The 23,402-nt window shown below is 41.1% G+C and carries 21 protein-coding genes; all 21 read left to right on the forward strand.

Going from position 1 to position 23,402, the window contains the following annotated elements:
* Positions 1-103 precede the first annotated feature (103 nt).
* The 21 genes from PGY05_RS14560 (at position 104) to rlmN (ending at position 23,399) form a co-directional block, all read left to right on the forward strand.
* The gene (locus tag PGY05_RS14560; RefSeq protein ID WP_055158238.1) at positions 104-1,099 is read left to right on the forward strand and encodes an SIS domain-containing protein; all 996 of its coding nucleotides are present in this window, start codon (positions 104-106) and stop codon (positions 1,097-1,099) included.
* Positions 1,100-1,108: 9 nt separating this feature from the next.
* On the forward strand, positions 1,109-1,960 hold the full coding sequence (locus tag PGY05_RS14565) for a PfkB family carbohydrate kinase (protein WP_055246327.1): 852 nt from the start codon (positions 1,109-1,111) through the stop codon (positions 1,958-1,960).
* 16 nt (positions 1,961-1,976) lie between these two features.
* Complete coding sequence (locus PGY05_RS14570; protein WP_270222942.1) at positions 1,977-3,257, forward strand: ABC transporter substrate-binding protein; 1,281 nt, start codon at positions 1,977-1,979, stop codon at positions 3,255-3,257.
* Positions 3,258-3,328: 71 nt separating this feature from the next.
* Entirely contained in the window at positions 3,329-4,222 is an 894-nt protein-coding gene (locus PGY05_RS14575) for a carbohydrate ABC transporter permease (protein WP_270222941.1), read from the forward strand.
* Positions 4,215-5,024: a carbohydrate ABC transporter permease gene (locus PGY05_RS14580; RefSeq protein ID WP_008370839.1), complete on the forward strand. Its 810-nt coding sequence runs from the start codon at positions 4,215-4,217 to the stop codon at positions 5,022-5,024. The genes PGY05_RS14575 and PGY05_RS14580 overlap by 8 nt, the downstream gene beginning before the upstream one ends.
* 31 nt (positions 5,025-5,055) lie before the next feature.
* Entirely contained in the window at positions 5,056-7,089 is a 2,034-nt protein-coding gene (locus PGY05_RS14585; RefSeq protein WP_055158243.1) for a beta-galactosidase, read from the forward strand.
* Positions 7,065-7,970, forward strand: coding sequence for a YitT family protein (locus tag PGY05_RS14590; RefSeq protein WP_270222940.1), 906 nt, complete (start codon positions 7,065-7,067; stop codon positions 7,968-7,970). Before PGY05_RS14585 ends, PGY05_RS14590 begins: the two co-directional genes overlap by 25 nt.
* A gap of 23 nt (positions 7,971-7,993) precedes the next feature.
* Positions 7,994-8,194 carry a hypothetical protein gene (locus PGY05_RS14595; RefSeq protein ID WP_055297614.1) on the forward strand — a complete coding sequence of 67 codons (201 nt, stop codon included), beginning with the start codon at positions 7,994-7,996 and terminating at the stop codon, positions 8,192-8,194.
* Positions 8,195-8,329: 135 nt separating this feature from the next.
* Positions 8,330-9,169 carry a tyrosine-type recombinase/integrase gene (locus PGY05_RS14600; RefSeq protein WP_117555551.1) on the forward strand — a complete coding sequence of 280 codons (840 nt, stop codon included), beginning with the start codon at positions 8,330-8,332 and terminating at the stop codon, positions 9,167-9,169.
* Positions 9,170-9,403: 234 nt separating this feature from the next.
* Positions 9,404-9,604, forward strand: a complete 201-nt coding sequence (locus PGY05_RS14605; RefSeq protein ID WP_270476215.1) for a hypothetical protein — start codon at positions 9,404-9,406, stop codon at positions 9,602-9,604.
* A 218-nt stretch (positions 9,605-9,822) separates the two neighbouring features.
* On the forward strand, positions 9,823-11,076 hold the full coding sequence (locus PGY05_RS14610) for a Y-family DNA polymerase (RefSeq protein WP_270476216.1): 1,254 nt from the start codon (positions 9,823-9,825) through the stop codon (positions 11,074-11,076).
* A 116-nt stretch (positions 11,077-11,192) separates the two neighbouring features.
* Positions 11,193-12,404, forward strand: coding sequence for a carboxylate--amine ligase (locus tag PGY05_RS14615; protein WP_055297612.1), 1,212 nt, complete (start codon positions 11,193-11,195; stop codon positions 12,402-12,404).
* 25 nt (positions 12,405-12,429) lie between these two features.
* A complete protein-coding gene (locus PGY05_RS14620) occupies positions 12,430-13,134 on the forward strand; it encodes an aspartate/glutamate racemase family protein (RefSeq protein ID WP_008370818.1) in 705 nt (234 codons plus the stop codon).
* Positions 13,135-13,167: 33 nt separating this feature from the next.
* Positions 13,168-14,685 carry a Mur ligase family protein gene (locus tag PGY05_RS14625; protein ID WP_008370817.1) on the forward strand — a complete coding sequence of 506 codons (1,518 nt, stop codon included), beginning with the start codon at positions 13,168-13,170 and terminating at the stop codon, positions 14,683-14,685.
* Between the two features lie 153 nt (positions 14,686-14,838).
* Positions 14,839-16,395, forward strand: coding sequence for a UDP-N-acetylmuramoyl-L-alanyl-D-glutamate--2,6-diaminopimelate ligase (locus PGY05_RS14630; protein WP_195412582.1), 1,557 nt, complete (start codon positions 14,839-14,841; stop codon positions 16,393-16,395).
* Complete coding sequence (priA, locus tag PGY05_RS14635) at positions 16,374-18,602, forward strand: replication restart helicase PriA (protein WP_008370814.1); 2,229 nt, start codon at positions 16,374-16,376, stop codon at positions 18,600-18,602. Before PGY05_RS14630 ends, priA begins: the two co-directional genes overlap by 22 nt.
* Positions 18,603-18,626: 24 nt before the next feature.
* Complete coding sequence (gene def / locus PGY05_RS14640) at positions 18,627-19,097, forward strand: peptide deformylase (RefSeq protein ID WP_008370813.1); 471 nt, start codon at positions 18,627-18,629, stop codon at positions 19,095-19,097.
* A gap of 23 nt (positions 19,098-19,120) precedes the next feature.
* Positions 19,121-20,059 (forward strand): methionyl-tRNA formyltransferase, encoded by a 939-nt coding sequence (fmt, locus tag PGY05_RS14645; protein ID WP_270476218.1) that lies wholly within the window; start codon positions 19,121-19,123, stop codon positions 20,057-20,059.
* Positions 20,060-20,360: 301 nt separating this feature from the next.
* Positions 20,361-21,071 carry a zinc metallopeptidase gene (locus tag PGY05_RS14650; protein WP_270476219.1) on the forward strand — a complete coding sequence of 237 codons (711 nt, stop codon included), beginning with the start codon at positions 20,361-20,363 and terminating at the stop codon, positions 21,069-21,071.
* Positions 21,058-22,362 carry a 16S rRNA (cytosine(967)-C(5))-methyltransferase RsmB gene (gene rsmB, locus PGY05_RS14655; RefSeq protein WP_270476220.1) on the forward strand — a complete coding sequence of 435 codons (1,305 nt, stop codon included), beginning with the start codon at positions 21,058-21,060 and terminating at the stop codon, positions 22,360-22,362. Before PGY05_RS14650 ends, rsmB begins: the two co-directional genes overlap by 14 nt.
* The gene (gene rlmN, locus PGY05_RS14660) at positions 22,362-23,399 is read left to right on the forward strand and encodes a 23S rRNA (adenine(2503)-C(2))-methyltransferase RlmN (RefSeq protein ID WP_055157425.1); all 1,038 of its coding nucleotides are present in this window, start codon (positions 22,362-22,364) and stop codon (positions 23,397-23,399) included. Before rsmB ends, rlmN begins: the two co-directional genes overlap by 1 nt.
* Positions 23,400-23,402 lie beyond the last annotated feature (3 nt).

A 23,402-nucleotide genomic window follows, 5' to 3' on the forward strand; every position in this document is an offset into this window, starting at 1 on the left:
AATATTCAATATTTTTTGCGTGAAATATTGAAAAAAATGAAAAAAGTGGTATATTAAATTTAAAAATAGTCACCAATACAAAAGAAGGGAAAGGGAAAACACTATGTTGAAATTTAATGAACAGAAACAGATTGAAAGTGTGAATGGAGCGCTTGCTCTGAGAAATCAAATTAATGAATTGATTGATGGAATTTGTAAAGAAGGATACAAGAATATTTGTTGGCTCGGTATCGGTGGAACATATGCATCTTGCCTCCAGGCAGAGGTTCATATGAAAGAAAAATCAAAACTTTCATTTTTTGTTGAAAACGCAGCAGAGTATTTGACAACTGGAAATAAAAAAGTTGGAGAAGGAACTATTGTAATTATTTCGTCTGTTACAGGAACAACTTCTGAAATCGTAGATGGAGTAAAAAAAGCACAGAAGAGTGGAGCAAGGGTGATTGGTTTTATTGATGTTGCTACTGCAGAACTTGCAAAACTTGTAGACTATGTGATTACATATCCTGCCAATGAACAATTGAAATTTTATATGGTAGCAGATAGATTTATGTATAATGCAGGAGAATTTCCAGAATATGAGGATTTATACAAGGAGTTGGATCAGTATTTGGCAACTGCACTTGTGGAAGTTGAAAAGGAAGCAGATGCTTTCGGAGAAGAATTTGCAAATCGTCATAAGGATGACAAAATTCATTATTTTGTTGGGGCTGGGAACCAGTATGGTGCCACATATTCTTATGCAATGTGTTATTGGGAAGAACAGCATTGGATTCGTACAAAATCTATCCACAGTGCAGAATTTTTCCATGGAATGTTAGAAATAATTGACAAAGATACACCAGTTACAGTATTTATTGGGGAAGATTCTCAGAGATCATTGAGCGAGCGCGTTGCAAACTTCTTGCCACGCATTTGTGGAAAATACAATATTATTGATACCAAGAAATTTGAATTAAAAGGAATTAGTCCAGAGTACAGAGGATATATATCACATTTAGTGATGCATGCGGTAACACAGAGAATTGATGCACATATGGAAAAAGTCAATTGTCATCCTATGGAAATCAGAAGATATTACAGATGTCTGGACTATTAAGGTGGCAAAATGGACAGAAAGATAAGAGTAGCAGCAATAGGAGATAATTGTATTGATTATTATGATTCATTGAATGAATCTTATCCAGGGGGAAACCCAGTGAATGTTGCTGTATACATAAAACGATTAGGTGGAGAAAGTTCTTATACAGGTGCTGTTGGAACTGATTCATTCGGAAAAATCATGATAAGTGCAATTCAAAATAAAGGAGTCGATACTTCTCATATTCAAGTGCTGGATGGAAAAACCGCAGTTACACATGTTGACATTGTAGATGGAGATAGAGTGTTTGGAAAATATGAAGAAGGTGTTTTGGCAGACTTTAAGCTAAGAGAACAAGACATTTCCTTTATAAAGAAACATGATTTAGCGGTTACAGGAATTTGGGGAATGATTGAAGATGAGCTTCCACTTATTTCGAAAGAAATTCCAGTTGCATTTGATTTTGCCAATAAATTTGCAAATCCAATTGTTGAGAAAGCGATTCCATATGTGACATATGCATTCTTCTCTTTTGACGAGGAATCACGCAATGAGTTTAGACAGAAATATCATAGCATGGGCTTAAAAGAAAAAGAAAATTGTACGGAACAATTAAAGGAATTCATGAAAGCAATGCAACAAAAAGGACCTAAAGTCATTATTGCAACATTGGGGAAAAATGGAAGCATTGGGTATGATGGAAATTCTTGGTATCGATTTGGAATCATAGAGTGTAAAGTTGTTGATACAATGGGTGCAGGCGACAGTTTTATTGCCGGATTTTTATATGGGATTTTGAATGGATTGAATGTTCAAGATTCGATGGAAGCAGGAGCTCGGAATAGTGCGGTAACAATAGGGTATCAAGGGGCATGGTAGAAGGAGAATATAACGAATGAGAAAAAAAATAGTGGCAATTTTATTGATAGCTACGATGGCAATGGGGATTGCAGCATGCGGAGGTTCAGGGGACAAAAAAGACGATAATACAATTACAGTATGGTGTTGGGACAAAACATTTAATATTTTTGCAATGGAAGAAGCTGCAAAAATTTATCAAGAAGATCATCAAGATGTGAAAATTGATATTGTCGAAGTTGGAGATGTAGATGTACAGTCTAGACTTACTACGGCTGGTATATCAGGAGATCTAAGCACATTGCCAGATATTTTTTTGATGCAAGACCAGGCATTCCAAAAAAATGTATTATCTTATCCAGATGTATTTACAGAAATTTCTGAAAAGAAAATTGATTTTTCAGAATTTGCTCCTGGTAAAACAGATTTTTCTGTTGTAGATGGAAAACACTATGGAGTGCCTTTTGACAACGGAGCAGCAATTGCTTGTTATCGTACAGATATTTTGCAAGAAGCTGGAATGACTTTAGAAGATTTTACAGATATTACCTGGGATGAGTGGGTTGAAAAAGGCAAAGTAGTACTGGAAAAAACAGGAAAACCATTATTGACAACGACAGCAGGCGAATGTGATTTGCTTACGATGATGTTGCAGTCTGCAGGAGCATCTTTGTTTAATGAAGATGGAACAACGAATATTGCAAAAAATGACACTTTGAAGAAGGTAATTGATACATATTGTAAAATGAAAGATTCAGGTGTGTTACAGGAAGTAAATAACTGGGATGAATACACTGGCTCAATGTTGAACAGTGAAGTTGCAGGTGTGATTAATGGGTGTTGGATTATGGGAACAATTCAGACAGCTGAGGATCAGTCAGGAAAATGGGCTATTACAAATATTCCAAAACTTACAAATGTAAAGGGTGCCACAAACTATTCAAATATTGGAGGTTCTTCCTGGGCAATCTCAGGGAATTGTGGAAACGTAGAGTTAGCAGAAGATTTTCTTGCATCTACATTTGCTGGAAGTACAGAGTTATATAATAATATTCTCTCTTGTGGAGCAATTGCTACATGGACACCAGCAGGAGATTCTGATGCATATGCAGTACCGAATGAATTTTTCTCTGGTGATGCAGTGTTTGAAAAAATAGTTGACTATTCAACAAAAGTTCCTTCTATTATTACGGGACCATATTTCCATGAAGCAAGAGACGCAATCTCTGTTGCGACAACAAATATTACAAATGGTGCAGATTTAGAGAAAGAGCTTAAAAAAGCGGACGATACTGTTAATTTTAATATGGGACAGTAAGAAAGGTTCCTATCATACAAGGGGATGGAATGTAGAACCATCCCCCTTATGGATAGAGAGGAGGAGTTTTTGTGTCTAACAAACCAAGAAAAATGACGTTGGAAAAAAAGCATAATTTAACAGGATGGGCTTTTTTGACACCAGCAACATTTTTGATTGCGGTGTTTAGTTTTTGGCCAATGATCAAAGCATTAGTTTTATCTTTTCAGACGGGGAAAGGTAGAAATATGCAGATGGCTGGATTTACAAATTACATCAGAATGTTTCAAGATGATGTATTTATTCAGTCAATAAAAAACACATTTTTTTATTTCATTCTTCAAGTGCCCATTATGCTTGTAGTAGCGATGGTGTTAGCTTGTATTCTAAATAAAAAAGACTTACGGTTTAAAGGATTTTTCCGAACAATGATTTTTTTGCCGTGTACAACTTCATTGGTTGCGTACTCAATTATTTTTCGGTCTTTGTTTGCAAATGATGGATTAGTAAATTATGTTCTAGTGAATTTGGGAATTTTGGATAAACCATATAATTTTTTGACACAACCATTTGCGGCAAAAATAGTTATCATATTGGCTCTTTTGTGGAGATGGACAGGATATAATATGGTATTTTTCCTTTCTGGATTGCAAAACATTGAATATTCAGTATACGAAGCTGCGAAAATTGATGGAGCATCAGCAATACAGACATTTTTTAAGATTACTGTTCCATTATTAAAACCAACTATCTTGTTGACAGCAATAATGTCAACAAATGGAACATTACAGTTATTTGATGAATCAATTAACTTGACCGATGGAGGTCCTGCGAATGCTTCGATCTCTATGTCACATTACATATATAATTTATGTTTTAAGTATGTGCCGAATTTTGGATATGCAGCAGCGATGTCCTTCTTTATATTACTGTTGGTTGCAGTATTAGCACTTATACAAATGAGGGTGGGTGATAAACGTGATTAAAAAAATGAAAAATATAGGAATGTATGCATTCTTGATTTTGGTTACTTTTATTTCAGTATTTCCTTTGTACTGGATGGTAAGTGCATCCACAAACAAAAGTGTGGATGTATCAAAAGGTGTATTATCGTTTGGCTCTCATTTGGGAGAAAACTTGAAAAATCTGCTGGCAAATCAAGATGTATGGGCTGCATTGGTCAATTCATTTAAATATGCAATATTACTTACAATAGTTTCGATGGTGATATGTTCCTTGGCAGGATATGGATTTGAAATTTATCATGATAAAGCAAAAGATGCCGTGATGGGTGTGATTCTTCTTGCGATGATGGTTCCATTTATTACGATATTGGTCCCATTGTTTCAGATGGTTGCAAAAATGAAAATGTTAAATAGTACGTTGGGATTCATTTTACCAACGATATCAACCCCATTTTTAATCATGATGTTTCGGCAGAGTGCAAGATCATTTCCTCGTGATATTATTGAAGCTGCCAGATTAGATGGACTTTCGGAAATTAGAATCTTCTTTCAGATGTTTATTCCTACAATGAAATCAACATATGCAGCGGCTATGACTATTACATTTATGAATGCTTGGAATAGTTATATGTGGCCGAAAGTAATCATGACACAATCCGAGAGCATGACAATGCCAATGGTTGTAGCAAATCTGACAGAGGGATATGTAACAGACTATGGAATGCTTATGTTGGCAGTCTTAATATGTACATTGCCTACCGCCTTAGTATTCTTTATTTTACAGAAGAGTTTTGCAGAAGGTATTACTGGAGCTGTAAAATAATAAATGATATCTATAAAGAAAGGGATTAGAAATGGAATATAAAAAAATAAATATGCCAGGTCTTCTGCATGGTGGAGATTATAATCCTGAACAATGGTTAGATAGACCGGATATTCTTGAAGAGGATATCCGGTTAATGAAATTAGCGCATGTAAATAATGTTTCACTAGGAATATTTTCGTGGGCATTTTTAGAGCCAGAAGAAGGAAAATATCAGTTTGACTATTTAGAAGAAATTATTAACCGTTTATATGACAATGGCATCTATACAAATCTAGCTACACCAACAGGTGCAATGCCAAATTGGATGACTCAAAAATATCCTGAAGTAATGCAGACAGATGAAAACGGGATACAGAATTTACCAGGAAAAAGGCATAATTTTTGTTACACGTCTGCTGTTATGAGAGAAAAAACTAGAAAGTTGGATTTGAAATTATCAGAACGCTTTGGAAAACATCCAGGAGTAATTCTTTGGCATATATCAAATGAATACGGAGGAAATTTTAGGGATGCTTCTTGTCATTGCGAAGAATGTCAAAAAGCATTTCGGAAATGGTTGAAAAAAAAATACAAAACATTGGATGCATTGAATCATGCATGGTGGAGTGCGTTTTGGAGTCATACTTATACCGATTGGGAACAGATTCATTCACCTTCTCCGAGGGGAGAGGATGAATTACACGGTTTGAAATTGGACTGGAAAAGATTTGTGAGCGAACAGTTACAGGACTTTTGTAGAGAAGAGATTCGAGCTGTTAAAACATATTCGGATCTTCCAGTTACAACAAACATGATGATGTATTTTTCACCATTGGATTATGATAAATGGGCAAAGGAGTTGGATGTGATTTCTTGGGACTCTTATCCGAGTTGGCATACAAAAGAAGATGAAGTACCGATTGCTGTGTGGGCAGCCTTTATGCATAACCAGATGAGAGGATTTCAGAAGAAGCCATTTTTGATGATGGAATCAACACCATCACTTGTGAATTGGGATGAGGAAAATAATGTAAAAAGACCGGGGATGAATTACTTATCTTCAATGCAGGCAATTGCGTTAGGTTCGAATAGTGTTCTTTATTTTCAATGGAGAAAAAGCAGAGGATCGAGTGAAAAGTTTCATGGAGCGGTTGTTGGTCATGATGCGTCAGAAAAGAATAGAGTTTTTCAAGAAGTTGCTTGGATTGGCAAAGATCTAGAAAAGCTAAGCAGTCAAATACTAAGTACATGTAATAGGGCGAAGGTAGCTATTATTATGGATTGGGAAAATTGGTGGGCTCTTTCTGACGCACAAGCAATATCGAGAAAATTTGATTATACGGAAGAACTTTTAAAATATTATCGGGTTTTTTGGGAAAAAGGAATTGAAGTTGATATAATTTCCATGGATCGAGAGTTGTTAGATTATCAGCTTGTGGTTGCTCCGACCTTGTACTTGCATAAAAAAGAGTATATTCATAAAGTAGAAGCATACGTGGAAGCAGGTGGAATATATGTAACAACTTATTGGAGTGGAGTAGTAAATGAAACAGATTTATGTTTTATTGGAGAGAGACCACATGAGAGATTGCTAGGATTATCAGTTGATGAGATTGATGTGGGGAATGAATATTTTCCAAATACTTTCTCCTATAAAGACGGTGTATATAAAGCCGGTGTGTTAAGAGAAGTTGTGACACTTCAAACTGCAAAGCCGTTGGGAACATACTTGCAAGATTACAATGTAAATACTCCAGCAATTACAGAAAATGCGTATGGCAAAGGAAAAGCTTACTATGTTGCTGTTCAACCAGATCTGGAATTTTTGAAAGAATTTTTGGGCGATGTAATTGAGGAAGCAAATGTGGAAGCAAATTTGACGGAAACATTACCTTATGGAGTTACTGTTTCAAAAAGAAGTGGAAAAGAACAGAAAGATGATGTATATTTTCTTCAGAATTTTAACAGACATCCTGTGAAGATGGTATTGAATGAATGTTATACAAATTTGATTACTGATGAAATCCTTACAGGTTCAATAAAACTGCAAACATATCAATGTATTGTGATGCAAAAGAAATAAGATTCCGTAATAGGGAGGAATTCACATTGAAATCAAAGGCAAAGACATTTTTAATTGATATTTTACTTGATATTGTAGGTGGTTGTTTCATTGCGATTGGAGTCTATAATTTTGCAGTGGCATCTGGATTTCCGGTAGCAGGTATATCAGGTATTGCAATCGTGTTTTATTATTTTTGGAAAATTCCAATTGGTACAATGACGACAATTTTGAATATTCCAATTATTTTAATTTGTTACAAGTTGTTGGGAAAACAATTTTTTTTAAGATCAATAAAGACAATGTTAATTTCTAATATACTGATGGACTGGGTTGTTCCATTGTTTCCAATTTACCAAGGTGATATGATGTTATCTTGTATTTGTATGAGTGTATTCTCAGGAATCGGATATGCATTAATTTACATGAGAGATACCTCTACAGGTGGAGCAGATTTTGTTTTGATGGCAATACACAAGGCAAAGCCACATATTTCTGTAGGAAAAATTATCATTGTTATGGATTTTATTATTGTAATTATTGGTGGAATTCTGATGCATGGAAACATTGATAAGATTATTTATGGATTAATTGGAACGTATATTCTATCATTTGTCGTAGATAAGCTAATGTATGGCGTTGATGCTGGAAAACTTGCTTTGATTGTAACAGAAAAGGGACCACAAATTGCGGCAAAAATTGATGAGCTATCACAACGAGGGGCAACTTTGATTAAGGCAGAAGGAAGTTATACAGGACGTGAAAAAGAAGTATTAATGTGTGCATGTAACAATAAAGAAATGCATACGATTCAAGAAGCTGTAAAGAAAGTAGATTCATCAGCGTTTCTTGTTACAATGGAATCGAATGAAGTGCGTGGAAAAGGATTCAAGCCAATATAATATAAAAATTAAGAAGTTCTAGCATGGATCGGTATAAGATTGGATCCGGAACATTATCTTTAATTATGGAACGTTATCACGCGGGAGGAATTCCGATTGAAGAACTCCAGATGATGCCACCAAAAGAGGTGGAATTACTTTTTTATCCTCAGAAAAATATTAAAAAGAAGGATATTCCACTTCCAGATTTCCAGTACTACTATGATAGGATTCATGCAAATTAAAATCAATTAAGAAAAATAGGCGGATATGAGCAGCAGGACAATGAAAAAAGTTTTTGTCCTACTGCTTTTTCGGTTAATAAAATTTCAGATCTGTGAAATAATGTGAGTAAAAAGAGAAAACTAGGAGGACACATTATGAGCGGAATGAAATTTGAAAAAGAAATCTTTATGAAGTATTTGATCGAGCGGGAAGCATCGGAGGCAACAAAGAAGAAATATATGACAGATGTAACGACTTTTTATTCTTATGCAGCAGAAGCGGAAGAAATAGATAAGGAACTTCTGCTTGCTTACCGGGAGTGGCTGATGCAGCATTATGCAGTAAGCAGTGTAAATTCGATGCTTGTGGCACTGAATCAGTATTTACTTGCCGTTGGGCTTGGAAAATGGAAGCTCCGCAGAGTCCGTGTACAGGGCTGTAATTCAAAGATGATGGAAAGAGAACTGCAGAAATCCGATTATATCAAACTGGTGCGGAAAGCAAAAGAGCAGGGAAAGGAACAGCTTGTAATGATTATGGAGACGCTTGCGGGGACAGGAATCCGGATCAGTGAGCTAAGATATTTTTCAGTTGATAGTGTTCAAAGAGGGATCGTGAAGGTGTGGAATAAAGGAAAATACAGACCGGTTATTTTAACGGATCAGTTGAGAAAAAGACTGTTGTATTATATAAGAAAAAACAGAATTCAAAAGGGAAATGTGTTTATAACGAGATCGGGTCATGAAAAAGACCGGTCGAATATATGGAGAGAATTAAAACAGCTTGCAGTAAGTGCGGGGGTGGAAACTGAAAAAGTATTTCCGCATAATTTCAGACATATGTTTGCAAGAATTTTTTACAGGGTTACTGGGAATCTGTTGCAGCTTGCGGATATTCTGGGACACAGCAGTATCGAGGTGACAAGGATTTATGCTTCGGATGGAATTATGGAATGGAAAAAGAGCATGGAAATGTTAGAGATGCTTGTAGAATGACGACATAATGTTAATTATGTTGTAATATAAATCGTCCAAACTCAGTCCAATTATATTCTAGTCTGTATTACAAAGACTGTCAACATTAAAAATCGTTACAAAAATGCAAAACAGTCCTTTCACTTTAATTATGTAAAACATTTATTTTTTCCTTTTTATTTTCATATTTTCGAGTCAAAATACCTATATCGAAAACTACAACATAATTAACATTATGTAGAAAAGAGGGAGCATATGGAAAGAGATATATTTGATGACATGATAAAGAGAGTAGACTGTTCATATGTATCCGATCTGAGATACAACAAAAAAATAGTAGAATCCAAGCTGAAAACGATGGATTTAAGTTTATATGATGAGAAGCAGCTGGAAGAATTTGCACAATATGTATTTAACTGTGGATGGAGTGAAATCGGCAGTAAGCTTGATAAATAAAAGATAAAATAATGAAAATGGATGCGGGATATGATAAAATGAATATCATATTCCGTATTTTTTGTGTATACGATGAGCCAAGTGCAGATTTGTGCTTGCACAAGGATCTGCATTTGTCGAATGTACATCACCTGGCTGTTAAGCGAGATGGTGTACAAAGTATACAAATCGAGCAGGAGTCAGCCTGCTCGATTATTTAGAGAGAGGAGACAGCAGGAATGTCACACATCATTTTCCATATAGATGTCAATTCAGCCTACCTTAGTTGGACGGCAGTAGAACAACTGAAAAATGGTGCCGATGTGGACATCCGCACAATCCCCGCGATCATCGGCGGTGACAAAGAATCACGCCATGGGATCGTATTGGCGAAATCTCCTTCGGCAAAGAAATTCGGCATCCGGACGGGAGAGCCGGTGGTAAATGCGTTCCGCAAGTGTCCGAATCTTCACATGGATCCGCCAAATCACAGGATGTACAGGGAGTATAGCCGGAGACTGATGGATTTCCTGAAAACCTATACATCGGAAATCGAGCAGGTCAGTGTGGACGAGTGCTATATGGATTTTACCGGAATCGCACAGCGCTTTTCTTCGCCGGTGGAGGCTGCGTATGAAATCAAAGCCCGGGTTTATGAAAAGTTTGGGTTTACCGTGAATGTGGGAATTTCGACAAACAAGCTTCTGGCAAAAATGGCATCAGACTTTGAAAAGCCAAACCGTGTCCACACTCTTTTCCCTGAAGAGGTCAAGGAAAAAATGTGGCCGCTCCCGGTGAGTGAGCTTTTTATGGCAGGGAAGTCCAGTGTGGCGATTCTGGAAAAGCTGGAAATCCGGACAATTGGTGAGCTTGCGAAGACAGATCCGAAGCTTCTGGAATTCCATTTGAAAAGTCATGGGAGAACGCTGTGGGAATTTGCGAATGGAATCGGTGATGCAAAGGTGCAATCCGAGGAGACCGCAGCAAAGGGTGTCGGTAATTCCACCACACTTCCAAAAGATGTGGAAAAGGCAGAGGATGCAAAAAAGGTTCTATTTTCTCTGGCAGAAAGTGTGGGAAAGAGACTAAGGAAAGCAGGGCAGAAAGCCAATATGGTTAGTGTGGAAATCCGCTACAGTGATTTTCAGAATGTATCTCACCAGAAGCAGCTTGGCAGAGCATCCGGTGCAGATCAGGTGATCTACGAGGCGGCCTGCAGTCTGTTCGATGAGCTGTGGAACGGTAAGCCGATCAGATTGCTTGGTGTTCGCACAGCGAAGCTTGTGGATGAAGATGAACCGGAGCAGTTAAGCCTGTTTGACCTGCAATTCGAGGTGAAGTCTGAGAAGCCGAAGAAGAGCATGGAAAAGCTGAAAAAGCTCAGTGCGGCAATGGGAGAGATCCGCGGAAAGTATGGGGCGGATGCGGTGATACGGGGCAGTGTTCTGGAGCAGAGAGAAAAAGAGAAGAAATATGAAAAGAAACAGTTCTGAAAATTTCCCGGGAAACTTTCAGAGCTGTTTCCATGCCTTGACACCTAAAGAATCCCTGGAGTATAATGAGATGATATGTAGAAATATAAGGGGATAGAAAGGAGCTTCTTTAAACAATGGAATTTAAAGACAGAGAATTTATTCCGGTACTGCTTGGTGGAGATATCAATACTTACAGTGTTGCCCGCGCATTTTATGAGCAGTATCAGGTGAAGACATATATATTTGGAAAGTTTGCAACAGGACCGAGTTACGGAAGTAAGATCATCGAATATCATCCGAATCCGAAGATTGATACGGACGATTATTTTCTTCAGACAGTCAATGGATTTGCAAAAAAGCATAAAGACAAAAAGATTATGCTCATCGGATGTGGTGACAGTTATGTGGCGCTGATCAGTAAGCATAAGGCAGAGCTTGAGAAAAATATTATCGCACCATATATCGATTTTGATCTGATGAACAGTCTGCAGCAGAAAGAGACTTTCTACAAGTTGTGCGAAAAGCATGGGGTAGATTATCCGGGAACGATTATTTACGATCAGTCCATGGGACTGGATTTTGAGATGAATTTCCCGTACCCGGTAATTTTAAAGCCGTCTGACAGTATTTCTTACTGGGAGCATCCGTTTGCAACCCAGAATAAGATCTACACGATCAAGGACAGAAAAGAACTGGAAAAAGTAATTCGGGATATCTATGGGGCAGGTTATACAGATAAACTGATTATCCAGGATATGATTCCGGGAAATGATGAATATATGCGTGTTCTGACTTCTTATTCTGACCGGAATGGAAAAGTTAAAATGATGTGTCTGGGACATGTACTCCTGGAAGAACACACACCACACGGACTTGGAAATCATGCAGTTATCATCACAGAGCCAAACGAAGAGCTGATGATGAAGGTGAAGAATCTGCTGGAAGATTTGCACTATGTAGGATTCTCCAACTTTGATATCAAGTATGACAGGCGTGATGGCAAATACCGTTTCTTCGAGATCAACACCCGCCAGGGACGAAGTAATTATTATGTGACAGGATCTGGATTCAATGTTGCAAAATATGTAGTAGAAGAATATGTTTACGGAAAAGAACTGCCGCTTGAATTTGCAAAAGAAGAACATCTCTGGATGACAGTACCGAAGGCAGTTGCTTTCAAATATATCAAAGAAGAAGCAAACCGTGAGAAGATGAGACGCCTTCTTAAGGAAAAGAAGATGGTCAATCCGGTATTTAAGAGAGGTGATTTTAAACCAAGACGTTATCTTGCTATGGTGAAGAATCATCTCAGACAGTTTGGTAACTTTAAGAAATATTACAGCTAAGAGAAGCTGAAACAGGGAGAATGATATGCTGAAAAAATTAGGTGTTATCGGCGGAATGGGACCGGAGGCGACAAGTTTTTATTATGCAAGAGTGATCGCGAGGACAAAGGCGGAGAGTGATCAGGAGCATATCAACATGATCATTTTAAGTCATGCGACAATGCCGGACAGGACACAGGCAATCCTTACAGGAAATAAGCTTCCGTTTCTGAAAGCGATCACACAGGACGCAAGAGATCTGGAGATGCTGGGAGTGGAAAATATTGCGATTCCGTGCAATACCTCACACTATTTCCTGGAAGATATCCAGAAATCTACAAGTGTTCCGATCATCAATATGGTAGAGGAGAGTGTCAGATATGTAGTAGAGGCTCATCCAAAAGTGAAGAAGATCGGGATCATGGGAACAGATGGAACGATGCAGGCAAAGACTTACCACCGAGCCTGCGAAAAATTTGGAATCACACCGGTAGTTCCGGGAGAAGCCTGCCAGAAAGATGTGATGTCGCTGATCTATGATGATATCAAAAAAGGAAAGCCGGGAGACAAGAACAAATTTGACCGTGCTTATAATGATCTGAAGGCAAAAGGTTGTGATGCAGTAATTCTTGCATGCACAGAGATTTCGGTATTCAAAGAATATTATCAGGTACCGGCAGACTGCATGGATGCAATGGATGTTCTGGTAAGAGAATCCATCATCAGATCCGGCGCAGAGTACCGGGAATAATACCGGAAAGAATATAAGGGAGAAAAATACCAGATGGAAAAATACACATTACAGGAGTACGCAAATCTGTTACAGAACCTGCGTATGATGAAAGAATTTTATTCAAATGGGGAAGAAGAAAAAAACGTAGGATATCTGACCTATGATTCCAGAGAGGTGACGGAAGGGACATTGTTTATTTGCAAAGGTGCGGCATTTAAGGCTGAGTATCTGGATGCAGCGATCGAAAAAGGTGCGATTGCTTATGTCAGCGAAGTAAAATATGAAACGAAAGAAGATGTTCCATATTTTCTGGTAGACGATATCCGTAAGGCGATGCCTCCACTTGCAGAGAAGTTCAATAATGCACCGTGGAAGAAACTGACGATCACCGGAATCGGCGGAACAAAAGGAAAATCCACTTCCGCTTACTATATGAAAGCAATCGTGGATGATTATATGGAAGCAACCGGTGGAAAGGAAAGTGCAGTCCTTTCTTCAATCGATATTTATGACGGAGTGATCAAGAAAGAATCCCATATTACTACGCCGGAGTCGGTAGAATTGCAGGAGCATCTGCGCCATGCCGTAGAAAGTGGTATTACATTTGCCGAGATGGAAGTATCTTCACAGGCGTTAAAATACAATCGTGTCGATAACATGCAGTTTGATGTGGGAATTTTTCTGAATATTTCAGAGGACCATATCAGTCCGATCGAGCATCCGGATTTTGAAGACTATTTTTCGTCTAAACTGAAAATTTTCGGAAAATCACGTTACGGAGTTGTGAACATGGATGCAGATTTTGCAGACCGTATTCTGAAAGAGTCAAAGGTCTGTGAGAAGGTGCTGACGTTCAGTACAAAGAATCCGGAAGCGGATGTTTATGGTTATGAGATCCAGAAAGACGGACATGAAACGGTATTTATGGTAAAGACAGAGCTGTTTGATGAAGAATTCCGTCTGACGATGCCGGGACTTTTCAATGTGGAAAATGCACTGGCTGTCATTGCGGCATCCATTCTTCTTGAAATCCCGAAGGAGTATATGCACAGCGGTCTTTTGAGGGCAAGATCCAGTGGACGTATGGAGCTTTATGGAAGTGCAGATAAGAATCTGATCGCTGTTGTGGATTATGCACACAACAAGCTTAGTTTTGAAAAGCTGTTCTCTTCAATTAAAGATGAATATCCGGATTATAATATCGTATCGATCTTCGGATGCCCAGGAAAGAAAGCATTTATCCGGAGAAGAGACCTTGGAACGGTAGCTGGTCAGTATGCGAAAAAGGTTTATCTGACAGCGGAAGATCCGGGATATGAGCCGGTAGAGCAGATTTCCAAAGAAATCGCACAGTATGTGGAAGCACAGAACTGTCCGTATGCCATGATCGAGGATCGGGGAGAGGCAATCAAAGCAGCGATGGATGAAGCAGAGGGAAAGACTATTTTCTTGATTACCGGAAAAGGAAATGAGACAAGACAGAAATATGGCTGTGAGTATCTGGACTGCAAATCAGATACACAGTATGTTAAAGAATATCTTGCCGAGTATGATAAAAAGCATCAATAGAGACTGAGAGATGGGTGGGTGTTCCTGCAAACGCACAGGATGCGTGAAAACGAAAGCAGGAAATCCACCCATTTTATATATTTTCATATCCGGTGTGACGTTTGAGGGGAAACAGCATATTCTGAAAGCAAAGAGTCCAAAAAGAGGAGCCTTATGAAGCTTTCGGTTCTGTTTAAAAGGATTCAGCATGCGGTGATCCAAATGCCAGAATTAGAAGAAGAGATGGAAATCCGGGGGATTACCTGTAATTCCCAAAAGGCAGAAGAAGACAGTCTGTTTGTCTGCATTCAGGGAAGCCGGGCAGATGGACATGATTATATAGAAGAAGCCTGCAACCTTGGGGCATCCTGCATTCTGATAGAAAAACTGGTATCTGGGGGAAGGATGCTGAAGTTTCCGGAAAATGTTGCCGTCGTTCTGGTAAAAGATACACGGGAAGCTCTTGCCGGGATCAGCAGGATCTGGTTTGGAAGTCCTGCTGATAAGTTGAAAGTGATTGGCGTGACCGGCACAAAGGGGAAAAGTACGGTGGCAGTGATGATCCGGGAGATGCTGGAAAGCCTTGGCCAAAAATGCGGACTGATCGGTACGATCGGCCACCATCTTGGAAATGAAGTGGTAACTTCGCAAAATACGACCCCGGATGCCTTTACCATTCAGTCGTATTTTGCTAAAATGGTAGAAGCAGGTTGCCACTATGCGGTGATGGAGGTATCTTCACAGGGAATAAAGCAGCATCGGATCGATGGAATCTGGTTTGAAATTGCGGTATTCACTAATTTCGGGGAGGATCACATCGGACCAGGCGAGCATGCAAGTCTTGGGGAATACCGATATTACAAATCATGTCTTTTTGAACAGTGCAGGATTGGAATAGGGAATCTGGATGATGCACAGTGCAGCTATATGTTCCAGAGAAAATGTTGCACGAAATACGGATTTACCTGTCGGGAAGAAGAAGGGCAGGAAAGAGGATTTAGAAACAGTCATGTACTGACGGCAGAAAAAATCAGTTTTCTGATGGAAGGTGGAGAACTTAAAACGGTATTTTATGCAGATGATAGAAAATATGAGCTTGCCCTTCCTGGAAAATTTAATGTGTACAATGCACTGGCTGCTTTACAGACGGTGAGCTGTCTTGGATTTGAAAGAGAAGAAGCAGGAGATGTGTTAAAGCATCTGGTGGTAAGAGGCAGGATGGAACGGGTAGATGCAGGAGAACATATCCTGTGTTACATTGATTACGCGCATAATGCCATGAGTCTTGCAAAAGTGCTTAAAATGCTGAGAATTTACGAACCAGAACGTATTTTACTGGTGTTTGGATGTGGAGGCAACCGTGCCGGAAGCAGAAGAAGCGGGATGGGAAGAGTGGCAGGAGAGCTTGCGAATCTGACGATTATCACTTCAGATAATCCGAGATGGGAAGAGCCGGCGAAGATTATGGCAGACGTTGAAGAAGGCATCAAAGAAACTTCCGGAGCCTATCGGATGATCCAGGATCGGGAAGAGGCAGTACTCTTTGCGGTGGAAATGGCAAGACAAGGGGATATCCTTCTGATTGCGGGAAAGGGACATGAAAATTACCAGGAGATCCAGGGAGTCAGGTATCCGATGGATGACCGGGAACTGGTGCGAAAAGCCGTCAGGCTTGCTGCACAAAAGAGACAGAAAAAGGAACAGACAGAATGTACGCAGACATTATTATAGATATTACACATGAAAAACTGGATAAAGTATTTCAGTACCGTGTACCGGAAGAACTGGAAGGAGATTTACGAACCGGTGCAGGCGTCATTGTGCCGTTTGGACGGGGGAACCGGGAAACGAAGGGGTATATTGTCGGTTTTTCGGAAACATGTGATTATGATGCGGAAAAAATAAAGGATATTCTGCGCACAGATACATCAAGTGTAGCGATTGAGGCAAGGCTGGTTGCACTTGCTGCGTGGATGAAAGAATATTATGGAGGTACGATGATCCAGGCATTGAAAACGGTGCTTCCGATCAAGCGTACCGAGCAGCAGAAGGAACAGCGGATTTTAAAAAGATGTATTTCCAGAGAAGCAGGCGAAAAGAAGCTGGAAGAATATCTTCACAAGAACCAGAAAGCGCGGGCAAGACTGATGGCAGCACTTTTGGATGATGAAGAGGTAGAATATTCTCTGATCAGCCAGAAGCTGAATATCACGCTGACGGTGGTGAGAGCTCTTGAAGAGCAGGGGGTTCTGGAAATCAAAAATCATAAAATTTACCGTAATCCTGTGAAAGAAAAAGAGCAACAGCGGCATTTTATTACCTACACGGAGGAGCAGGAAAGAGCAATCCGGACGTTTGAAAACGATTATAAAAAAGGGATCCGAAAGACCTATCTTTTATACGGTGTGACCGGAAGCGGCAAGACAGAGGTCTATATGGAAATGATCCGGCAGGTGGTAAAGGAAAAGCGGCAGGCAATCGTGCTGATCCCGGAGATCGCATTGACTTACCAGACGGTGATGCGCTTTTACAGGACATTTGGGGAACGCGTTTCCATCATGAATTCCAGACTTTCAGCGGGAGAGCGGTATGACCAGATGATGCGGGCGAAAAAAGGAGAGATTGATGTGATGATCGGTCCAAGATCTGCGCTTTTTACCCCGTTTCCGAGTCTTGGGCTGATCGTGATCGATGAGGAACATGAGGCAGCTTATAAAAGTGAACAGGTTCCCCGGTATCATGCGCGGGAGACGGCAATCGAACGCGCAAGCCTGGAAGGGGCAAGTGTGGTACTGGGATCGGCAACCCCTTCCATGGAAGCATTTTACCGGTGCGAGCTGGGAGAGTATACGTTGCTGGAATTAAAGAGGCGGACTGCAAAAGCAGAGCTCCCGGAGGTCTACACGGTGGATATGCGTGAAGAACTGCAAAAAGGGAACCGTTCTATTTTAAGTGACAGGCTCCATGAGCTGATGGAAGACCGTCTGAAAAAGAAAGAACAGATCATTTTGTTTCTGAATCGAAGAGGGTATGCCGGATTCCTTTCTTGCAGGTCCTGCGGATATGTAGTAAAATGTCCTCATTGTGATGTTTCACTGGCAGCGCACAATAATGGGAAAATGGTGTGCCACTACTGTGGCTACGAAGAAACGGTTGCAAAAAAATGCCCGTCCTGCGGCTCCCCTCATATCGGAGGTTTCCGCGCAGGAACACAGCAGATTGAAGAACTGGTAAAAAAGGAATTTCCGCAGGCAAGGGTACTTCGGATGGATCTGGATACTACAAGATCCAAAGAAGGACATGAAAAGATTCTATCTGCATTTGCAAATGAAGAGGCAGATATTCTTGTCGGAACGCAGATGATCGTAAAAGGACATGATTTTCCAAATGTGACCCTGGTTGGCGTGCTTGCTGCGGATATGTCCTTATACTCGGATGATTTCCGGTCAGCAGAGAGGACATTCGAGCTTCTGACGCAGGCTGCGGGAAGGGCCGGAAGAGGGGCAAAAAAAGGAGAGGTCGTGATTCAGACCTACAGCCCGGAGCATTATAGTATCCAGACGGCAGCACGTCAGGATTATCAGGCATTTTATACAGAAGAGATGAATTACAGGGAACTGATGGGGTATCCGCCGGCAGAGCATCTGATGGCGGTACTGGTAGCCTGTGAGGATGAAGCACTTCTGGAAAAAGGAATGCACTATCTCAAATTATATGCAATGCGGATCACGAAGAACCGCAAGGTGCAGGTGATTGGTCCGGCAGCTCCGGCAGTCGGAAAGGTCAAGGATGTGTACCGGAAAGTTTTGTATCTGAAGCAGGAATCCTATGAGATCCTGATTGAAATGAAAGATAAAATGGAACAATATATTGAATTGAACCGGGGATTTGCAAAGATGCGGATTCAGTTTGATTTTGATCCGATGAGTGGATTTTAAAAGAAAAGGCAGGAGGAAGAACAAATGGCAATTAGAAAAATCAGAGAAATAGGCGATGAAGTACTGACAAAGGTGTGTAAGGAAGTAACAAAGATGACACCAAGAACAACAGAACTGATCGATGATATGTTAGAGACCATGTACGAGGCAATGGGGGTAGGTCTTGCTGCACCACAGGTTGGAATTCTCAAAAGAATCGTTGTCATCGATATCGGAGAAGGTCCGGTTGTCATGATCAACCCACGCATCGTAGAGAGCAGCGGAGAACAGACCGGGGAAGAAGGATGTCTTAGTGTACCAGGTAAATCCGGTATTGTTACCCGTCCGAATTATGTAAAAGCAGTAGCACTTGATGAAGATATGAAAGAATACGAGATCGAAGGCGAAGGACTGATGGCAAGAGCAATCTGTCACGAACTGGAGCATCTGGACGGTCATCTTTATGTAGAAAAAGTAGAAGGCGAACTTCACAGCACAGAATACGAAGAAGCCTAGGCTGGAAGCGGGAGGAAGATAAGATGAAGATAATATTTATGGGAACTCCTGATTTCTCAGTCGGAACACTGGAAGCACTGGTAGAAGCAGGACATGAAGTAGTGCTTGCTGTCACACAGCCGGACAAGCCAAAGGGCAGAGGCAAAGAAATGCAGTTCACTCCGGTAAAAGAATGTGCACTTGCACATAATATCCCGGTCTATCAGCCAAAGAAGATCCGGGAACCTGAATGTATCGAAGAATTGAAAAAATATCAGGCAGATGTCTGCGTAGTCGTGGCATTTGGACAGATCCTTCCAAAAGAGATTCTGGAAATGACACCGTACGGATGTATCAATGTCCATGCATCCCTTCTGCCGAAATACCGCGGTGCTGCACCGATCCAATGGGCGGTCATCAATGGAGAAAAAGTATCCGGTGTCACAACGATGCAGATGGATGAAGGCCTTGACACGGGTGATATGCTGGAGAAAGTAGAAATCACATTAGATAAAAAAGAAACAGGAGGAAGCCTTTTCGATAAACTTTCCGCAAAAGGAGCCGCACTCTGCGTCCATACCCTTGCAGAATTGGAAAAAGGAACCATTACTCCACAAAAACAGGGCGAAAGCACCACCGAATACGCAAAAATGCTCAACAAAAAATCCGGTGAGATCGACTGGACGAAAACAGCAGTAGAAATCGAACGCCTAATCCGCGGCTTAAATCCATGGCCAAGTGCCTACACCCAGTGGGAAGGCAAAACGATGAAAATCTGGGAAGCAGAAGTAGAGGATGTTGTAGAAACCATCGATACTCATGAGCCCGGAACGATCACAGAAGTCACAAAACACGGCTTCAAAGTCCAGACCGGTGAAGGCAGACTAGCCATCAAGTCCCTCCAGATCCCAGGCAAAAAACGCATGGAAGCCGATGCCTTCCTACGCGGATACCACATAGAAACAGGAACAAGATTAGGCTAGAGTTTACTTTTAGAATTTGAGCTTTGCAAATTTAACAAATATTTTTCGACCTAACATATTTGGCGCATTTGTCCCATCGTGCACCGCACGATAGGACAAACAGCCGACACCCATTGAAAAATGTAGCCCGGAAGCGAAAGATATTCGCTAAGCAGGTCATCGAAAACGTCGGCACTTAATAAGGCTGAGCGTTAGCGAAAGCCGAATTTAGTACCGCTACGTTTCCGGACTAAGCGCGAGCGGGCCTGCGTGCGAATATCTTTCGCTTCCGGGCGGACCCTTATTCAACAAGGAGGCAAACATGTACTACCCATATTATTTTGATCCAACTTATTTCCTTGTCATCATCGGCGTCATCATCTGCGCCTTTGCATCCGCCAAAGTGAATTCCACCTACGCCAGGTACGATCAGGTCCGCAACCACGCCGGAATCACCGGTGCGATGGCTGCGGAGCAGATCCTCAGGATGGAAGGGATTTATGATGTACAGGTGATGAGAGTAAGTGGAAAACTGACCGATCATTACGATCCGGCGAACCATGTACTGCGGCTTTCAGATTCCACCTACGGTTCGACATCGGTTGCGGCACTTGGAGTTGCAGCACATGAATGTGGACACGCGATCCAGCATGCAAGGCATTATGTACCGCTGACAATACGCGGAGCACTTGTTCCGGTGGCGAATTTTGGATCCGGGATTTCATGGCCGCTGATCATAATGGGATTATTTATCAGAGGAGAAATGTCTACATTGTTTATCAATCTTGGGATCCTGATGTTTTCATTGGCAGTGCTGTTCCAGATCATCACGCTTCCGGTAGAGTTTAATGCATCGGGAAGAGCACTTAAAATCCTGAAAAATTCAGGCATGCTATATGAATCAGAAGTACGTGAGGCAAGAAGTGTTCTTACAGCGGCAGCGCTTACCTATGTGGCGAGTGCAGCATCTGCACTTCTGCAGCTTTTAAGAATACTGATCCTGACAGGAGGAAGAAGAAATGACGACGAATAACCAGGGAGTAGGTACAAGAGAACTTGCACTGATGATCCTGCTGGAAATCGAGCGTGGAGAGAAAAGTCATATCGTGCTCAGACAGGTGCTGGAAAAATATCAGTATCTGTCCAAGCAGGACCGTGCATTTCTGACCAGGCTTGCAGAAGGGACAACAGAGCGGAGGATAGAACTGGACTATATTATCAACCAGTTTTCAAAAGTAAAGACAGAAAAAATGAAACCGGTGATCCGCAATATCCTGCGCTGTGCGGTCTATCAGATCAAATACATGGATCAGGTTCCGGATTCGGCAGCATGCAATGAAGCAGTCAACCTTGCTATCCGGAAAGGCTTTAAGAACCTGCGGGGATTTGTAAATGGGGTACTTAGAAATATCGCGCGAAACATTGATAAGATTGCGTATCCGGAGAATACAGAAGAATTTCTCTCAATAAAGTATTCCATGCCACAATGGATCATCCGTATGTGGGTGAGAGATTATGGAGAAGAGAAGACGAAATACATCCTGGAAGGTTTTTATAAAGAACGTGCAACAACAATCCGGATTAATGGAAATGCAACCACCAAAGAAGAGCTGATCAGAGAGCTGACAGGAGAAGGCATTCAGGTAAAAGAACATCCGCTTCTTGCGTCTGCGCTTCTGATCTCAGGCTATGATTATCTGGCAGCAATCCCGGCGTTCCGGGAAGGAAAATTCCAGGTACAGGATGCAGCTTCGATCATGGTAGCGGAGCAGGCAGGAATCAAAGAAGGAGATTACATACTGGATGTGTGCGCGGCACCGGGAGGAAAAGCGCTCCATGCGGCACAGATCCTGAATGGGACAGGTATGGTAGAGGCAAGGGATCTGACAGAGATGAAGGTAGAGCTGATTCGGGAAAATATTTCACGGATGGGATTTGAAAATATCCGTGCAGTGCAGCAGGATGCAACCTGCTTCGATGCGGACTCTGAGGAAAAAGCAGATGTTCTGATCGCGGATCTTCCGTGTTCCGGCCTTGGTGTTCTTGCGAAGAAGACCGATCTGAAGTATAAGATGAACCCGGAGACGGAGACTGAAGTTGCAGTACTTCAGAGAGAGATCCTGGATACGGTCTGCCGATATGTGAAGCCGGAGGGAACACTAATGTACAGCACCTGTACGATCAGCAGGACAGAGAATGAGGAAAACGCCGGATGGTTTGCTGAAAAACATCCGGAATTTGACCTGGAATGGGAGAAACAGATTTTCCCGTCTGATATAACCGATGGTTTCTATATTGCTAAATTTATCCGGAGGGGCAGATAATGGAAAAAAAAGATATCGCTTCGTATTCATTTGAAGAGTTACAGGAAGAAATGCTGGCGATTGGAGAAAAAGGATTCCGCAGTCGACAGATTTATTCCTGGATCCATGAAAAGCTGGTGGATGATTTTGAAGAAATGACCAATCTTCCAAAAACTTTACGCCAGAAACTGGAAGCAGCATACGAAATACGAAGAGTCGAAATGGAAAAAAGACAGATTTCAAAGATTGACGGGACCAATAAATTCCTGTTTTGCCTGAAAGACGGGAATATGGTAGAAAGTGTTCTGATGAAATATAAACATGGCAATTCGGTATGCATATCCTCGCAGGTTGGCTGCCGGATGGGATGCCGTTTCTGTGCATCAACACTGGACGGGCTGGAACGAAACCTGACACCGTCAGAGATGTTAAGACAGGTTTACCAGATCCAGAAGATCACTGGCGAGAGAGTTTCTAATATTGTGATCATGGGAACCGGAGAACCGCTGGATAATTATGACAATTTTCTGAAATTCATTCACATGGTCAGTGATGAGCACGGGCTCAATATCAGCCAGAGAAATATCACGGCGTCTACCTGTGGAATTGTACCGAACATCCGGAGACTTGCAGAAGAAAAGCTGCAGATCACGCTGGCACTTTCCCTGCACGGTTCCAACCAGGAAAAGAGAAGATCGCTGATGCCGGTGGCAAATAAATACGAGCTTCATGAGGTTCTGGAAGCGTGTGATTATTACTTTGAAAAAACCGGACGGAGGATCACTTTTGAGTACAGCCTGGTTCACGGCGTAAACGATACACCGGAGGATGCAAAAGAGCTGATGGGAATCTTAAAAGACAGAAACTGCCATTTAAACCTGATTCCGGTGAACCCGATCAAGGAGAGAAACTACGAAAAACCGGACAAAAAAAGTGCCGAGAATTTCAAAAATAAACTTGAAAAAAACGGGATAAATGTTACTATAAGAAGAGAAATGGGCTCAGATATAGACGGAGCCTGTGGACAGTTACGGCGCAAGACGATGCAAGGAGTATAAAAT

The sequence above is a fragment of the Coprococcus sp. AF51-11b1 genome, from assembly GCF_027682785.1.
Classification (GTDB): domain Bacteria; phylum Bacillota; class Clostridia; order Lachnospirales; family Lachnospiraceae; genus Allocoprococcus; species Allocoprococcus comes.

Coding starts and splice junctions, on each gene's coding strand:
- PGY05_RS14565 (WP_055246327.1), top strand. CDS start 1,109: ATGGACAGAAAGATAAGAGTAGCAGCAATAGGAGATAATTGTATTGAT.
- PGY05_RS14605 (WP_270476215.1), top strand. CDS start 9,404: ATGGAAAGAGATATATTTGATGACATGATAAAGAGAGTAGACTGTTCA.
- rsmB (WP_270476220.1), top strand. CDS start 21,058: ATGACGACGAATAACCAGGGAGTAGGTACAAGAGAACTTGCACTGATG.
- PGY05_RS14585 (WP_055158243.1), top strand. CDS start 5,056: ATGGAATATAAAAAAATAAATATGCCAGGTCTTCTGCATGGTGGAGAT.
- PGY05_RS14560 (WP_055158238.1), top strand. CDS start 104: ATGTTGAAATTTAATGAACAGAAACAGATTGAAAGTGTGAATGGAGCG.
- rlmN (WP_055157425.1), top strand. CDS start 22,362: ATGGAAAAAAAAGATATCGCTTCGTATTCATTTGAAGAGTTACAGGAA.
- PGY05_RS14600 (WP_117555551.1), top strand. CDS start 8,330: ATGAGCGGAATGAAATTTGAAAAAGAAATCTTTATGAAGTATTTGATC.
- PGY05_RS14650 (WP_270476219.1), top strand. CDS start 20,361: ATGTACTACCCATATTATTTTGATCCAACTTATTTCCTTGTCATCATC.
- priA (WP_008370814.1), top strand. CDS start 16,374: ATGTACGCAGACATTATTATAGATATTACACATGAAAAACTGGATAAA.
- PGY05_RS14615 (WP_055297612.1), top strand. CDS start 11,193: ATGGAATTTAAAGACAGAGAATTTATTCCGGTACTGCTTGGTGGAGAT.
- fmt (WP_270476218.1), top strand. CDS start 19,121: ATGAAGATAATATTTATGGGAACTCCTGATTTCTCAGTCGGAACACTG.
- PGY05_RS14625 (WP_008370817.1), top strand. CDS start 13,168: ATGGAAAAATACACATTACAGGAGTACGCAAATCTGTTACAGAACCTG.
- PGY05_RS14595 (WP_055297614.1), top strand. CDS start 7,994: ATGGATCGGTATAAGATTGGATCCGGAACATTATCTTTAATTATGGAA.
- PGY05_RS14610 (WP_270476216.1), top strand. CDS start 9,823: ATGTCACACATCATTTTCCATATAGATGTCAATTCAGCCTACCTTAGT.
- def (WP_008370813.1), top strand. CDS start 18,627: ATGGCAATTAGAAAAATCAGAGAAATAGGCGATGAAGTACTGACAAAG.
- PGY05_RS14590 (WP_270222940.1), top strand. CDS start 7,065: ATGTATTGTGATGCAAAAGAAATAAGATTCCGTAATAGGGAGGAATTC.
- PGY05_RS14620 (WP_008370818.1), top strand. CDS start 12,430: ATGCTGAAAAAATTAGGTGTTATCGGCGGAATGGGACCGGAGGCGACA.
- PGY05_RS14570 (WP_270222942.1), top strand. CDS start 1,977: ATGAGAAAAAAAATAGTGGCAATTTTATTGATAGCTACGATGGCAATG.
- PGY05_RS14630 (WP_195412582.1), top strand. CDS start 14,839: ATGAAGCTTTCGGTTCTGTTTAAAAGGATTCAGCATGCGGTGATCCAA.